General features: G+C 67.3%; 12 protein-coding genes and 1 tRNA gene. 5 read left to right on the top strand and 8 right to left on the bottom strand.

All coding sequences use genetic code 11. The features are described 5' to 3' along the window. Window positions 1-41 precede the first annotated feature (41 nt). Genes ispE through ASD05_RS17780 form a run of 3 tightly spaced genes read right to left on the bottom strand, consistent with a single transcriptional unit; the run spans window position 42 to window position 3,310 of the window. Window positions 42-938 (bottom strand): 4-(cytidine 5'-diphospho)-2-C-methyl-D-erythritol kinase, encoded by an 897-nt coding sequence (gene ispE, locus ASD05_RS17790; protein WP_056595119.1) that lies wholly within the window; start codon window positions 936-938, stop codon window positions 42-44. Continuing rightward, a complete protein-coding gene (locus ASD05_RS17785) occupies window positions 935-1,456 on the bottom strand; it encodes a lipoprotein insertase outer membrane protein LolB (protein ID WP_056595117.1) in 522 nt (173 codons plus the stop codon). Before ASD05_RS17785 ends, ispE begins: the two co-directional genes overlap by 4 nt. Beyond that, on the bottom strand, window positions 1,457-3,310 hold the full coding sequence (locus ASD05_RS17780; RefSeq protein WP_056595115.1) for a tetratricopeptide repeat protein: 1,854 nt from the start codon (window positions 3,308-3,310) through the stop codon (window positions 1,457-1,459). A gap of 81 nt (window positions 3,311-3,391) precedes the next feature. On the opposite strand from ASD05_RS17780, the gene mutM reads away from it, so the two are divergent. The 3 genes from mutM (at window position 3,392) to mutY (ending at window position 7,324) form a co-directional block, all read left to right on the top strand. After that, window positions 3,392-4,204 carry a bifunctional DNA-formamidopyrimidine glycosylase/DNA-(apurinic or apyrimidinic site) lyase gene (gene mutM / locus ASD05_RS17775; RefSeq protein ID WP_056595113.1) on the top strand — a complete coding sequence of 271 codons (813 nt, stop codon included), beginning with the start codon at window positions 3,392-3,394 and terminating at the stop codon, window positions 4,202-4,204. A gap of 89 nt (window positions 4,205-4,293) precedes the next feature. After that, window positions 4,294-6,255 carry a dynamin family protein gene (locus tag ASD05_RS17770; RefSeq protein ID WP_056595111.1) on the top strand — a complete coding sequence of 654 codons (1,962 nt, stop codon included), beginning with the start codon at window positions 4,294-4,296 and terminating at the stop codon, window positions 6,253-6,255. A gap of 34 nt (window positions 6,256-6,289) precedes the next feature. Further along, the gene (gene mutY / locus ASD05_RS17765) at window positions 6,290-7,324 is read left to right on the top strand and encodes an A/G-specific adenine glycosylase (protein ID WP_157610163.1); all 1,035 of its coding nucleotides are present in this window, start codon (window positions 6,290-6,292) and stop codon (window positions 7,322-7,324) included. A 4-nt stretch (window positions 7,325-7,328) separates the two neighbouring features. Here mutY and rapZ read toward each other — a convergent pair whose 3' ends face one another. From rapZ to ASD05_RS17750, 3 genes are read right to left on the bottom strand one after another with little or no spacing between them, the layout of a single operon-like run. Beyond that, the gene (rapZ, locus tag ASD05_RS17760; protein ID WP_056595107.1) at window positions 7,329-8,207 is read right to left on the bottom strand and encodes an RNase adapter RapZ; all 879 of its coding nucleotides are present in this window, start codon (window positions 8,205-8,207) and stop codon (window positions 7,329-7,331) included. After that, window positions 8,204-9,886, bottom strand: coding sequence for a DNA repair protein RecN (gene recN, locus ASD05_RS17755; protein WP_056595105.1), 1,683 nt, complete (start codon window positions 9,884-9,886; stop codon window positions 8,204-8,206). Before recN ends, rapZ begins: the two co-directional genes overlap by 4 nt. 1 nt (window position 9,887) lies before the next feature. Continuing rightward, entirely contained in the window at window positions 9,888-10,799 is a 912-nt protein-coding gene (locus ASD05_RS17750) for an NAD kinase (RefSeq protein ID WP_007834361.1), read from the bottom strand. Between the two features lie 31 nt (window positions 10,800-10,830). Between ASD05_RS17750 and hrcA the strand changes: the two genes are divergently transcribed. After that, window positions 10,831-11,838 (top strand): heat-inducible transcriptional repressor HrcA, encoded by a 1,008-nt coding sequence (gene hrcA, locus ASD05_RS17745; protein WP_007834354.1) that lies wholly within the window; start codon window positions 10,831-10,833, stop codon window positions 11,836-11,838. A 30-nt stretch (window positions 11,839-11,868) separates the two neighbouring features. Then, window positions 11,869-11,945, top strand: a tRNA-Ile gene (locus ASD05_RS17740). A 140-nt stretch (window positions 11,946-12,085) separates the two neighbouring features. On the opposite strand, the gene ASD05_RS17735 is transcribed toward ASD05_RS17740, so the two are convergent. Next, a complete protein-coding gene (locus ASD05_RS17735) occupies window positions 12,086-14,176 on the bottom strand; it encodes a TonB-dependent siderophore receptor (RefSeq protein WP_056595103.1) in 2,091 nt (696 codons plus the stop codon). Window positions 14,177-14,349: 173 nt separating this feature from the next. Then, window positions 14,350-15,117 (bottom strand): coniferyl-alcohol dehydrogenase, encoded by a 768-nt coding sequence (locus ASD05_RS17730; protein WP_056595102.1) that lies wholly within the window; start codon window positions 15,115-15,117, stop codon window positions 14,350-14,352. Window position 15,118 lies beyond the last annotated feature (1 nt).

The raw sequence follows: 15,118 nt of genomic DNA, 5'->3' as shown, positions 1-15,118 counted from the left end.
GATATATGTCGCATCGAACCGAATGAACGGTCCGATCATCTTCAGGTTGCCCACCCGCACAGCGGATGAACTTCCAGGTTGCTGCATTGACGAACCTGCCAGCCTTCGGGGGCTTCGAGCAGTTCCGCTTCCTGCGGCGCTTGCGGCATCTTCGCGAACACCGAACTTCCGGAGCCGGTCATCCGGGCCTTCAACCCCTGGGCGCCGAGCCATTCGATGGCGTCGGTGACGGCGGGGCAAAGTCGCTGGGCAACCGGCTGCAGGTCGTTGTGGCCGAAGTCGAAAACCGAAGCGCTCAGAACCGAGCTTTCCAGGTTTGTCGCTTCAGACAATTCGCTATCTGCAGCAAAGCCCGAGATTATAGCAACAGGTGTGGCGCGTTGAAGATCGGAAGCCGAAAAAATTAATCGGGTATCGAGTCCCTCGGGTGGTTTGACCACCGCGAAACGCGCCGACGGTAGTGTAACCGGTCGGATCTGCTCACCGATGCCCTCGACCCATGCGTTGTGCCCGCCAAGGAAGAAAGGCACGTCTGCGCCCAGCTTCAGGCCGATGCGGGCCAGCCGCGACAGGGGCAGGTTCAGCCCCCACAGGCGGTTCAGCGCGAGCAGGCAGGTGGCAGCATCCGAAGATCCGCCGCCCATGCCGGCCTGCGCCGGCACGTGCTTGGCCACGCCGATGTGCGCGCCCTGGCCGGGCGCGGCGAACGCTTGCAGCGCGCGGGCGGCGCGCAGGACCAGGTCGTCGGCGGGCAACTCGGTCGTCAGGTCCTCGCGGCTCAGCTGGCCATCGCGCCGCAGCTCGACGTGGAGCGTGTCGCACCAGTCGATCAGCATGAAGACCGATTGCAGCAGGTGGTAGCCGTCGTCGCGCTGGCCGGTGATGTGGAGGAAGAGGTTGAGCTTGGCCGGCGCGGGAAGGTCGTGGATCGCCTTCATGACCGCTCGAACACGATGCGCAGGTCAGCCCTCGGACTCGGCGATTCGCGCACGGCCTGCAGCCGCCCATTGCCGAGTTGCGCAAGATCGGGCTTCCAGCCGGGAACGGGATCGTTGCGGCCCGCGAGCCAGCCGAAAAGCGCGCCGACCGGGATGGCGGCGCCGGTGGCGGCCTCGATCAATGCATCGACGGAGTCGAAGCGCCGCGTCTTGCTGCCGTCTTTCAGCAGGGCCTCGCCCGGCGCCCAATGCAGTTGCGCCAGTGTGCTGCCGATGGGCGTCGTGAGCGTCAGGTCGCCGGTCTCGGCGGAGCCGCGCAGCTCGAACAGCGCAGCGAAGGTCTGCACCGGCTCGCTGTCGATGCGCAGCGACATGCGGCCGCTCCAGCTGTCCGAGGGTGTGCGGGTTGAAGGGCCGCCCGAAAGCTGGGCGCAGCCCGCCACCGCGAGCAGGGCCGCGCCACCCATCGCCAGAAGGGCGCGCCGGCCACCGTCGACCTGCCTGGGGGCGAGCATCATCTACGGCTTCACGCGCAGGCGCTTGAGCGTTTCCTGCAGCGTCTCGTTCTCGGCATCGCTCAGCAGGGCTTCCTTCCAGACCGTGACCGCGCGGTCCTTCTGGCCGGTGCTCCACAGGACTTCGCCGAAATGAGCACCGATTTCGGGATCGGGTCGCGTCTTGTAGGCCGCCTCGAGGATGCGGATCGCCTCGGTCGTGTTGCCGAGCCGGAACTCGACCCAGCCCAGGCTGTCGGCAATGAACGGATCTTCGGGCGCCAGTTGCACCGCCTTCTGGATCAGCGTGCGCGCCTCGTCGAGCCGGATCTTGCGATCGGCGAACGAGTAGCCCAGCGCGTTGTATGCGTTCTGGCTCTCGGGCTTGAGCTCGATGAGCCGGCGCAGCAGGCGCTCCATGTCGTCGAGGCGGTTGAGCTTCTCGGCGACCATGGCCTGGTCATAGACGAGGTCGCCGTCGTCCGGCGACTTCGCCGAGGCCTGGGCGAGCATGTCGTAGGCCGCCTGGTACTGCTTCGCGTCGCGCAGCAGCTGCACTTCGGCCAGGAATTTCTGCTTCTTGTCCTCGGGCGTGCGCTCGGGCAGGCTACGGATCATTTCACGCGCCTGGGGCAGCTTGCCCTGGCGGGCCAGCAGGGCCGCGCGGCGCGTCTGCGCGGCCACCAGCTCGTCGGCCCCATCGACGCGCGCGAGCCAGCGCTCGGCCGCCGTGAAGTCCTTGCGCCGCTCCGCCAGTTGCGACAGCGCAAAGTACGCCTGCGACACACCGCGCTTGCGATCGGCAGCGTCGTCGGCGTCCTTGTTGCCGCCGCGGTTGGCCGACAGTTCGATGAAGCGCTTGATCGAGGTCTCGGCCGCGGCATCCTGCCTGGCCTGCATCTGGAGGCTGCCGAGCAGCAGCCATGGCTCTGCAAGTTCCGGTCGCGACGTGGTCAGCACCTGGAGCTGCGCGGCGGAGTCGTTGAAGCGCCGGTTCTCGACCAGCACGCGCGCATAGGCAATGCGCAGGTCGGGCGCGGCCTTCGGGTTGCTGCTCAGGTAGCGCGTGACGATCGGCTCGGCGAGCGGCTGGCCGGGGTCGATCATCTCGAGCGCCAGCGCCGCGGGCGCATCTGAGGCAGGGTCGATCTCCTGGCCCTTGCGCGCAGCCTCCAGGGCGCCGGAGGCATCGCCTGCATTGAGGCGCAGACGGCCGACGGTAGCCCAGGCCAGTCCGCCGCCGGTCGGACTCTTCAGTTCGTCGACCAGGGCCTGCTCGACCACCGAGGCGGCCAGCTTCTTGTCCGAGGCGCGCGCGTAGTTGCGTGCGATCACAGCCATGAGCAGCGGGCGTTCGACTTGCGAGGTCGCAGCCACTTCGGCGCGCAGCGGCTCGACGGTTTCGCCGATGCGGTTCATCGCGATCAGGATCTGAAGCTCGATGCGGCGTGCGTCGCGCGAGGTGGGCAGGGCTTCCTGCCAGGCCCGCGCCGCGGCGAGCGCCGCATCGCCGGAGCGCGATTGCAGGGCGATCTCGACCGCACGCTGGAACAGCTTGCCGTCGCGCAGCCGTCGCGCGGCATCGAGCACCAGCGCGTAGCCGGAGCCGGGGTCGCCGGAGCGGGCGTTCATCTCGCCCATCAGGATTTCATAGAACAGGTCGGCCGTCAGCGCAGACGGCTGCGGTACGGGTTCGCTGGCCGCCTTGGCTGCAGTGCCCTTGGGCTTGACTGCAGGCTTCGGCTGAGCCGAGTGTTCGATGGTCAGCGCGGGGCTGCCGGGAGCTGCAGGGGCGGAGGATTGTGCGTGAACCGCACAGGCCAGCAAGGCGAGGGACGCGGCCGCCGCAAGGCGGTGTCGGCGGGGCGAAAGATTCATCCGACCATAATAATCGAGGCTCCCGAATGAGTGCCCCGTGGGGCCTCGTTGCCGCTGGCGTTTGCCGGAGATTTACTTTCCATGCCTGAACTACCCGAAGTCGAAGTCACCCGCCGTGGTTTTGCCGACCGCATCGCGGGCGCGCGCATCGACGCGGTGCGCATCGGCAAGCCCCTGCGCTGGGCGCTGATGGTGTTGCCCGAGGCGCTGGTCGGGCGGCAGGTGCGCGAGGTGCGGCGGCGCGGCAAATACCTGCTGATCGACCTCGACCGCGGCATCCTGCTGCTGCACCTCGGCATGTCGGGCAGCCTGCGTTTCGACGCAGCGCTGCCGCCGCCCGGGCCGCACGACCATTTCGACCTGGTCACCGACCGGGGCACGCTGCGGCTCAACGATCCGCGCCGCTTCGGCGCGGTGGTCTACGTGGACGACGAGGCCGCCCCGTGGGCCATCAAGCTGCTCGGCGGGCTGGGCATGGAGCCGCTGGGCGACGCCTTCGACCTCGATGCCTTCCATGCCGGCCTCAAGAAGCGCAGGAGCGCCGTGAAGCAGGTGCTGCTGGCGGGCGACGTCGTGGTGGGCGTGGGCAACATCTACGCGTCGGAGGCGCTGTTCCAGGCGGGCATCCGGCCGACGCTGTCGGCCGCGCGCATCAGCCGCCCGCGGGCGGCCCGGCTCCATGCGGCGGTGCGCGAGATCCTGGCCCGGGCGGTGGAGAAGGGCGGCAGCACGCTGCGCGATTTCTCCAATGTGGACGGCCAGAATGGCTATTTCCAGCTCGAAGCGACCGTCTATGGCCGTGCGGGCGAACCCTGTCGGGTTTGCGCAACGCCGATCCGCCTGCTGCGTCAGGGACAGCGCTCCACCTATTACTGCCCCAAGTGCCAGAAGTAAGCGTCACAATCCGACGAGAGAAACAATCTAGAAACGGTTGTTGCCACCTCCCGATGCTATATTTGTAAGTTGTTTCTTACATATTTCCCTTGAGCCGCTCCTTCAACCAACAACTCGATCAGCACGGTGCGTGGCGAAGCAATTTCGCCCACCGGCTGCAGTGGCTGTCCCGCTGGCTGACCGAGAACGAGCTGCTCGACCAGGCGGTGGCGGAGCGCCTGCGCGGCCTCGAGACGCAGATCCGCACCAGCAAGGTCATGGTCGCCTTCGTCGCCGAGTTTTCGCGCGGCAAGTCGGAGCTGATCAACGCCATCTTCTTCGCCGGTTACGGGCGGCGCATCATGCCGGCCAGCGCGGGCCGCACCACGATGTGCCCGACCGAGCTGGGCTACGACGCCGCGCTTGCGCCCAAGCTGCGCTTGCTGCCCATCGAAACCCGCCTGGAGCCGCATTCGTTGGCTCACTGGCGCGAGAAACCCACGCGGTGGACCGAGATCTCCATCGACGTCGGCGACGCCGAGCAGCTGGCGCAGGCCATGAGCAAGGTGGCCGAGGTGCGCTGGGTCACCAAGGACGAAGCGCGCACGCTGGGTTTCTGGGACGACGACACCCCCGACGACAACCCCGCGCAGGACGCGCAGGGCCGCGTCGAGATCCCGCGCTGGCGCCACGCTGTGCTGAACATGCCGCATCCGCTGCTGGAGCAGGGGCTGGTGATTCTCGACACCCCGGGCCTGAATGCGATCGGCGCCGAACCCGAACTCACGGTGAGCCTGATTCCGCAGGCCCATGCGGTGGTCTTCATCCTGGGTGCTGAAACCGGCGTGACGCGCTCCGATCTTTCGATCTGGCGCGAGCACCTGATCACCGAGGACGAAGGCAACGACACGCGCTTCGTGGTGCTCAACAAGATCGACACGATGTGGGACACGCTGAGCCAGCCCGCGCACATCGAGCAGCAGATCGAGCGCCAGCGCGAAGGCGCGGCCCGACTGCTCGAAGTGCCGCTGGCGCAGGTGCTGCCGGTGTCCGCGCAGAAGGGCCTGCAGGCCAAGATCCAGCACGACGGCCAGCTGCTGGAGGCCAGCCGCCTGCCGGCGCTCGAATCCCTGCTGGCCGAAGGCGTGCTCGGCAAGCGCGAAACCATGCTGCGGCTGGCGGTCGACGCGGGCATGACCGCGCTGCGCGCCGAGGCCGAGCGCATCCTGAAGGTGCGCCAGCGCGACCTGTCCGAGCAGGCGCTCGAATTGCAGGGGCTGCGCGGCAAGAACGTCTCGGTGATCCGCCACATGCGCGCGCGCATCGACCAGGAGCACACCGAGTTCGAAGGCAGCAACACGCGCATCCTGGCGCTGCGATCGGTGCAGGGCAAGCTGCTGCGCGAGGTGTATGCCGTGCTCGGCCGCACTGCGCTGAAGGCCGACATGGTTCGGCTGTCGGCCGCGCTCAAGCGCCCCGGTGTCAAGTTCAGCGTCCGCAAGGTGTATGCCGAGACTTTCGACGCGCTGCGCAACAACCTGCGCGAAGTGCAGGCGACCACGGCGGAGATCCAGTCGATGCTGCACGCCACCTTCCGCCAGCTCAATGCCGAGCAGGGCTTCACCCTGCAGGCGCCGGCCGAGCCCGATCTCACGGGCTTCGAACAGGAGCTGGGCCAGATCGAGCGCAGCCACATCCACTACCTGGGCGTGGGCAACCTGCTGAAGCTCGCGCAGGCCGACTTCTGCGACAAGCTGGTGCGCGCGCTGGCCAGCCGGCTGCGGCTCGTCAACGAGGCGGCCATGACCGAGGTCGAGCGCTGGAGCAAGGGTGCGAGCGCGCAGATCGATGCGCAGCTCAAGGAGCGCCGCCGCAATTTCAGCAAGCGCATCGAGGCGATCGAGCGCATCCAGAGCGCGGCGGGCAACCTCGACGAGCGGCTGGTCGAGCTTGCCTCTCAAGAGAGCAACCTCACCGAGCTTCATGTGCAGCTGCGCGAGTTCACATCGATGATCGCGCAGCACGGAAGGCCGCAGGCCGCGGCCACTGTCGGCGAGCTGCGTGCGGCCTGAAGTTTCCGTCTCCACGGCGGCTGCGACCCCGCCATTGCCCCTCGATTTCGCCTCGCAGATCGTGAGCTGGCAGCGCAGCCACGGGCGCAGCCAGCTGCCGTGGCAGAACACCCGCGACCCGTACCGCGTCTGGCTGTCGGAGGTGATGCTCCAGCAGACGCAGGTGTCGACGGTGCTCGGCTACTTCGCGCGCTTTCTCGATCGCTTTCCCGACGTGAAGGCGCTGGCCGCCGGCACCGAGGACGAGGTGTTCGGGCTCTGGAGCGGGCTCGGCTACTACAGCCGGGCGCGCAACATGCATCGCTGTGCGCAGGATGTCGTCGCGCGCTTCGGCGGCGAGTTTCCGCGCACCGCCGCCGAGCTGGTCACCTTGCCCGGCATCGGCCGCTCGACCTCCGCGGCCATTGCGGCGTTCTGCTTCGGCGAGCGCGTGGCGATCCTCGACGGCAACGTCAAGCGCGTGCTGACGCGCGTGCTCGGCTTCGCGGGCGACATGTCTTCGGCGGCGCAGGAGCGTGCGCTGTGGGACCTCGCGACGCAATTGCTTCCTCCGGCCGACCAGAAAGAAGCCATCGCGCACTACACCCAGGGCGTGATGGACCTGGGCGCCACGGTCTGCCTGCCGCGCAAGCCGAGCTGCATGATCTGCCCGGTCAACAAGACCTGCGCGGCCCTGCGGGAAGGCGCACCGGAGCGCTATCCCGTCAAGACGCGCAAGCTCAAGCGCAGCGCCCAGTCGCTCTGGGTGCTGCTGGCGCGCGATGCGCGAGGCCGCGTATGGCTGGAGAAGCGGCCGTCGAAAGGCATCTGGGCGGGGCTTTATTGCCTGCCCGTGTTCGACAGCCGCGAAGACCTCCTGGCCGTGCTGCCGACGACCGCGCAGCGCGGCGTGCAGGACCTGCCGGCCTTCGTGCATGTGCTGACCCACAAGGACCTTCACCTGCATCCCCTGCAGCTCCAGGGTGGCCAGCCGCAAGGCGATGGCGCGCGCTGGGTCGATGCGGACGAGTGGGGCCGGCTGGGCCTGCCGGCGCCGATGCGCAAGCTGCTCGAGAGCAGCGAGGCTTAGACAGTCAGATCGCGTCGAGCTCGCGGTGCCGCTTGAGCGCACCCCAGCGCGCACCGAACGAGCGCGCCAGCTGCTCGACCAAGAACACCGAACGATGCTGCCCACCCGTGCAGCCGATGGCCACCGTCACGTAGCTGCGATGGTCGCGCGCCAGCGCGTCGAGCCAGTGCGCGAGGAACTGCTCGATGTCGTCGTACATGCGCGCCACGTCGTCGTGCTCGCGCAGCCATTCGATCACCGGCTCGTCGCGGCCTGTGAGCGGGCGCAGCGCGGGCACGTAGTGCGGATTGGGCAGCATGCGCACGTCGAACACGTAATCCGCGTCGAGCGGTACGCCGCGCTTGAAGGCGAATGATTCGAACACCAGCGTCAGTGCGCTCTGCGGCGCGGAGATCAACGACTTGATGTAGCTCTGCAGCTGCGCAGGCCGGATCAGGCTGGTGTCGATCACGTCGGCGCCGTCGCGCAGGTCGGCCAGCAGCTCGCGTTCGAGCTCGATCGCCTGCATCAGCACGCGATGCTGCTCGGGCACGTCGGTGCGGCCTTCCTGGCGCGAGAGCGGGTGACGGCGACGGGTTTCCGAATAACGGCGCAGCAGGGCGTCGGTGGTTGCGTCGAGGAACAGCGAACGCAGCGAGATCTCGCCGTCGCGCTGCAGCGCGTCGAGCTGATGCGGAACGATCGGCAGCGAGACGCCGCTGCGCACGTCCATCGCGATGGCCACCCGCGTGGCCTGCTGCTCGTGCTGCAGCGCGACGAACGGGGTCAGCAGCTCGGGCGGCAGGTTGTCGACGCAGTAGTAGCCCGCGTCTTCCAGCGCGTGCAGGGCCACCGACTTGCCGGAGCCCGACATGCCCGTGATGAGCACGAGGTCGAGGCTCATGGCGCGATCGCCGGAGTCTTGTGGCCGAGCATCTCGCGTGCATGCGCGAGCGAGGTCTGCGAGACCTTCTCGCCGCCCAGCATGCGGGCGATTTCCCTGGCGCGGTTGTCGTCGTCGAGGCGCGACACGCCGCTTTCGGTGCGCGGGCCGTCCTTGCCCGCCGCCGCCGTCTGGCGCTTGGCCACCACGAGGTGATGGTCGGCGCAGGCGGCCACCTGGGGCAGGTGGGTCACGGCGAGCACCTGGCGGTCGCGGCCGAGCTGTTTCATGAGCCGGCCGACCGTCTCGGCCACGGCCCCGCCGACGCCGGCATCGACCTCGTCGAAGATCAGCGTCTGCGCGGCGCCGAGCTGGCTGGTTGTGACGGCGATGGCCAGCGCAATGCGCGACAGTTCGCCGCCCGAGGCCACCTTGCCGATGGCCCGCGGCGTGCTGCCGGTGTGGCCGGCCACGAGGAAGGCCGCGTCTTCGAGGCCGGCGCGGCTTGGTTGTGCCAGCGGTTGCAGTTCGACGTCGAAGCGTCCGCCCTGCATGCCGAGGCCCTGCATGGCGTCGGTGACGGCCTGGGCGAGCCGCGGGGCGGCTTGCTTGCGGGCCTTGCTCAGCGCCTTGGCTTCTTTCAGGTAGGCCTGTTGCGCGCCTTGCTCGGTACGCTCCAGGCCTTCGAGATCGCTTTGCGCATCGAGCGCCTGCAGTTCGGCCTGCCAGCCGGCCAGCAGCGCCGGCAGCTCGGCGGGTGTGCGCTTGTAGCGGCGTGCAAGCGACATCCACAGGCCCATGCGTTCATCCAGCTCGGCCAGGCTTTGTGGATCGGTGTCGGCGTTGCGCAGGTAGCCGTGCAGCGTGTGGGCCGCGTCGGAAGCCTGCGCCACGCAGGAGGCGAGCACCTCGCCCAGCGCGCGGAACTCGGGCTCGATGTGCTCGCAGTTCTGCAGCAGCGTGGCCGCCCGCGAGAGCGCGGAGAGGGCGCCGCTGTCGTCGTCTTCCAGCGCCTGGCTGGCGCCCTGGGCTGCGTCGATCAGCGCTTGCGCGTTGGAGATGCGCGAGTGGTTGGTCGACAGCTCTTCCCACTCGTCGGCGCCCGGCGCGAGCTTGGCGACTTCGGAGATCTGCCACTGCAGCCGCTCGCGTTCGCGCTGCAGCGAGTCTTGCGCCGAGCGCGCATGTTCGAGCGCCGAAAGAGCCTGCCGCCAGCCCTGCCATGCGGCGTCGAGCGCGTCGGTGCGCACGCCCGCGTAGGCGTCGAGCAGGCCGCGCACGGCTTCGGGCCGCGTCAGGCTCTGCCAGGCGTGCTGGCCGTGGATGTCGAGCAGCCGGTCGCCGAGTTCGCGCAGCTGCGTGGCCGTGGCCGGGCTGCCGTTGATCCAGCCGCGGCTGCGGCCCTGCAGGTCGACGGTGCGGCGCAGCAGCAGCGCGTCGCCGGGCTCGAAGCCGCCCTCGTCGAGCCACGTGTCCAGGGTTGCGTCGGCGTCGAATTCGGCGCTCACGTCGAGCCGCTCGGCGCCTTCGCGCACGGCGCCCGCGTCGGCACGGTTGCCCAGCGCCAGCTGCAATGCGTCGATCAGGATGGATTTGCCCGCGCCGGTCTCACCGGTCAATACCGTGAAGCCGCCGGACAGGTCGAGTTCGAGTGATCGCACGATCACGAAGTCGCGCAGTGCGATGCGTCGCAGCGCCATTTCAGGAGCCCCCTTCGTTCCAATGAAGTTTCTTGCGCAGCGTGTCGAAATAGCTCCAGCCGCGCGGGTGCAGGAAGCGCACCCGGAAGTCGGAGCGGCGCACCACCACGCGGTCGCCGATCGCGAGCGAGGCCAGCGACTGCATGTCGAAATTGGCGCTGGCATCGCGCCCGCCCACCAGCTCGATGACGATCTCGTCGGCGTCGGGCAGCAGCACGGGGCGGTTCGACAGGGTGTGGGGTGCGATCGGCACCAGCACCCAGCCCGGCACCGCCGGATGCAGCAGCGGCCCGCCGGCCGACAGCGCATAGGCGGTCGAGCCCGTGGGCGTGGCGATGATCAGGCCGTCGGCGCGCTGGTTGGCCACGAAATGCCGTCCGACGGAGACGCGTAGCTCGACCATGCCGGAAGTGGCGCCGCGGTTCACGACCACGTCGTTCATCGCAAGCGCGTCGAACACCGAGGCGCCGTCGCGCACGACCTGCGCATGCATCAGGCTGCGGTGGTCTTCCTCGTACTCGCCGGCCAGCATCGGGATCAGCGTGGCCTGGTAGTTGTCGAGCGGAATGTCGGTGATGAAGCCGAGCCGGCCGCGGTTGATGCCGATCAGCGGAATGCCGTAGCTGGCAAGCTGCCGGCCGATGCCCAGCATGGTGCCGTCGCCGCCGACCACCAGGCCGAGGTCGCAGCGCTGGCCGATTTCCTCGACGCTCAAGGCTTCGTAGCGCGGATGGGCGGGGGCGCCGTCATCGTCGTCTTCGCAGGTCGAGCGCTCGACGAACACCGTGCAGCCTTGCGATTCGAGGAAGGTGCCGATGCCTTCCATGACGCCGTCGCGCGCATCCGCCTGCGCTCGGGCGCCGGAAGCCTGGTATTTGCCGATCAGGGCGACGTGACGAAAGCGAGAGGTCATATCTCACAAATTACAACACTAAAATCTTGCAATGCTGGACGACCGTGCCAAGTTGCTGCTCAAGACGCTCGTTGAGCGCTACATCGCCGACGGGCAACCCGTCGGCTCGCGAACGCTCTCGCGTTCGTCGGGGCTCGACCTGTCGCCCGCGACCATCCGCAACGTCATGTCCGACCTCGAGGCGCTGGGGCTGATTGCCAGCCCGCACACCTCGGCCGGACGCATTCCGACGCACCGCGGCTACCGCCTCTTCGTCGACACCATGCTGACCGCCGAGCGCGAGCAGATGAGCACGCCGAGCCTGGCGCCCGACCAGCCGCAGAAGGTGATCGCCAATGCGGCGAACCTGCTGTCGAACCTGTCGCAGTTCGTCGGCGTGGTGATGGCGCCGCGGCGCGCCTCGGTGTTCAAGCAGATCGAGTTCCTGCGGCTCTCCGAGCGGCGGCTGCTGGTCATCATCGTCTCGCCCGATGGCGACGTGCAGAACAGGGTGATCTTCCCGGAGGCCGACTATTCGCAGTCGCAACTGGTCGAGGCCTCGAACTACATCAATGCCCACTATGCGGGCCTGACCATTGAGCAGGTGCGCGATCGGCTTCAGTCCGAAATCGAGAAGCTGCGTGGCGAGATCGCCGCCCTGATGCAGGCTGCGGTGCAGGTCAGCTCCGAGGTGCTGACCGAGGCGCAGGAAGACGAAGTCGTGATCTCCGGCGAGCGCAACCTGCTGTCGGTGAGCGATTTCTCCAGCGATATGGGACAACTGCGCCGCGCCTTCGAGCTCTTCGAGCAGAAGGCCCAGTTGATGCGTCTGCTCGATGTGTCGAGCAAGGCCGAAGGCGTGCGCATCTTCATCGGCGGCGAAAGCCAGGTCGTGCCGTTCGAGGAGCTTTCCATCGTCAGTGCCAACTACGAGGTCGATGGGCAGGTCGTGGGCACGCTGGGCGTGATCGGACCGACGCGCATGCCCTACGAACGCATGATCCAGATCGTCGATATCACGTCGCGGCTGGTCGGCAATGCGCTGAGCCACCGCAAGTAGGACGCGGCGGCGAATAGAATCGTGACCAGTGGGCCGTTAGCTCAGTTGGTTAGAGCAGCGGACTCATAATCCGTTGGTCGATGGTTCAAGCCCATCACGGCCTACCACCCAATGCGCCGCAGCGGGGTCATTTCCCGCCGGCAAGGTACTCGCCACCGCCTCGGCAAGTTGCCCACCCCCTCGACGGCCCTGCGCAGCAAGTCTTGCCAGCAAGGCCGAGCGATCAGCAGGGGTCTCGCGCGACCCTTCAGAGGTCCAGCTTCAGGCTGGCCACGACGCTGCGTTTCGCGCCTGGAATCACATACAGATTGCCCCAGGAGGCGGTATAGAAATTCCTGTTGAAGAGGTTGTGCACGTCGATCGAGACGCGGGCGGTCTTGTTGATCTGCCAGAAGCTCACCAGCTTGACGGTGGTGTAGGCCGGCAGGGCATAGGTGTCGGCGCTGTTGCCTGAACGATTGCCCACGTAGTTGATGCCGGCACCGACCCCATAGCGGCTGCCGTCGGCCAGTGCATCTTCACGGATGGCGAACAGGCCGGCGCTCGTCTTGGGGATGTTCGCGATGCGTGTGCCGACTGCAAGCGTGGCGTCCTTCGAGACCCGGGCATCGACATAGGCGAAATTTCCGCTCATTCTCCAGTTCTTGTCGATCTGCCCGTAGACGTCCGCCTCGAAGCCGCTGCTCTTGACTTCGCCGGCCGCGACGGAGAAGCCGGGCGTGTCGCTTGCTGTCAGTACGTTCGTCTTCTTGATGTCAAACACCGCCAGGTTGGCACCCAGGCGCTGGTCGCGCGTCTGCAACTTCAAGCCGGCCTCGAGCGCGGTGGAATATTGCGGATCGAACGCCCGGCCGTTCTTGTCGGTACCGCTGTTGCCGCGAAACGACTTGCCGGCAGAGACGTACCACGAGCTCCAGTCGTTCGGCAGATAGGTCAGGCCGGCGCGCGGCGAAACGGCATCGTGCTGCTGAGCGCTGTTGCGGTTTGCGACGCGGTCCTCGATGCGCTGCCTGTACTGGTCGTAGCGGGCACCCACCAGCAGCTTCCATTGCGGCGAAAGGCTGATCTGGTCTTGCAGGAAAACCGCATTCGCGCGCTGATGCTCGTCCGAGCTGGAGGTCGGCGACGTGATCGGCGGCTGGGGCCTGCCATAGACAGGTTGGTAGATGTCGATCGGATAATTTCCCGAGCGAAGGATTTCGGTGTTCATCCAGAGCCTGGACGCTTCCATTCCGATCAGCAGCGTGTGGGCCAGAGGGCCGGTCGTGAACTTTCCTTCCAGTTCCGCCTGAAAAGAGGCATCACGCGACGGCAACTGGCGCCAGGTCGCGCGGCGGTTGAGGGTCCGGTTGTCGCCGGCCAGGGAAGTCGCTTCGGTGTAGTTGCCGGAGAAAGTACTTTCCTTGTAGCTGGCGCCTATGCGGGCACGCCAGTTTTGCGACAGTTCGCGTTCAAGCGTGAGTTGATGCGTATTGCTGGTGAGCGTCATGTTGCCGTCGCCGGGTTCATTGAGCACCCGATCGCGCGGCAGGGTCCCGAGCACGCCGCGAACGTTGATCAGCCCGCGGTCCAGCGGCGTTTTCGAACGCAGGAATTCGGACTCGTAGTTGAGGAGCGTCTTGTCGTCGATCACCCAGGTCAGTGCCGGCGCCACCAGGGTGCGCCTGTTGCTCAACAGGTCGCTGCGGCTGTCGCCTTCTTCCACCGCCAGATTCAGCCGATAGGCCACGTTCCGGCTCAGCGCGCCGGTGCTGTCCAGCGTGCTGCGGCGCAGGCCTTGGGTGCCGATACTGAAGTCGGCCGTGTTGCGACGCGTGAACTCCGGCTTTTTCGTGACGATGTTGATGGTGCCACCCGGCTCGCTGCTGCCATAGACGGCCGAAGCCGGGCCTTTCAGGAATTCGAAGCGCTCGACGGTGGCAGTGTCACGCGGCGGGTTGTAGCCGCGCGATCCGGGAAAACCGTTGACCAGAAACCCCATCTCGGTACTGCTGAACCCGCGAATGCCGAAGTTGTCCCAGGTTCCGCCGAAATCATTGAGGCGCGTGATCCCGCTGACAAAACCTACGGTGTCGGCCAGGCGCGTCGCACCCATGTCTTCCATCAACTGGCTCGAGACGATGCGTACCGATTGCGGCACCTCGCGCAGCGGCGTGCTGGTGCGCGTGGCGCCGCTGCTGCTCGTGGGGTTGTAGCCGCCGGATTCCGGGTCCGCAACAACGTGCACTTCGGGCAGCGAGTTGCTCGCGGGGGCGACTGGTATGTTGCTGACGTCTTGTGCCGCTGCGAGCGAGGCGATGGAGGCGAGGGGGAGCAAGGCGAAGGCGATACGTGACATTCAGGACTTTGTGGCGCGATAGAGATGTTGAGAATAAATCTCATTCTCTATTCTAAAAGGTGCGCATTGGACGATTTCGACTGCGCAGCTCGCACGCTGCGCATCGCCCACCTCAAGTCACGCCGCCAGCCGGCCGCCACGTCGAGCATGGCGGCGGCGTGGGTCATCGCGGCTCAGATGTATGTCGATGCCAGACCGCCGTCGACCGGGATGTTGGCGCCGCTGATCCAGCGCGCCTGGTCGCTGCACAGCCACGCGATCACCGGCGCGATCTCGTCGGCGAAGCCGGGGCGCAGCATGCGGTGCGCATCGGCCTGCACCCGCTCCTGGCCGAGCATGCTCACGAAGTCGCCCAGGATCGGCGTGAACACCGGGCCCGGCGCGACGCAGTTCATGCGCACGCCGTGCTCGAGAAACCATTTTTGCGACTGCGTGGCGCTCCAGACGATCAGTGCTTCCTTGAAGTACTGATAGCAGGTCTCCTGCGGCACGGGATTGTCGCGCAGCCAATCGGCGCCGGCCTCGAAGCCCTGCGCGGCGGCCAGGGCCTTGTGAGGCGCCAGGCGCTGCGGCCATTCGGCGCCGAGGATGGAGGCCACGCTGACGATGGAACCGCCACGTGGGATGCGCGGCAGCACCTGCTCGGTCAGATGGCGCAGGCCCAGGTAGTTGACGTCGGCGACCAGCTTCACGGGCGCCGTGCCGGGCACGCCGGCGATGTTGCACAGCGCGTCGAAGCGCTCGGGCAATTGCGCCACGGCCGCATCGATGGCGGCGACGGAACTCAGGTCGGCCTTGACGAAGCCGTCGAGCGTGAGGCTGGGGTCGTTGCGGTCCATGCCGATGACGCGGGCGCCGGCAAAGCGCGCGATGCGCACCACCTCGGCGCCGATGCCCGACGACACGCCGGTGACGACGATGGTTTTTCCTTCAAGCTGCATG

It is taken from the genome of Variovorax sp. Root434, from assembly GCF_001426595.1.
Lineage (GTDB): Bacteria > Pseudomonadota > Gammaproteobacteria > Burkholderiales > Burkholderiaceae_C > Variovorax.
This window is presented reverse-complemented; position numbering and strand designations above follow the sequence as displayed.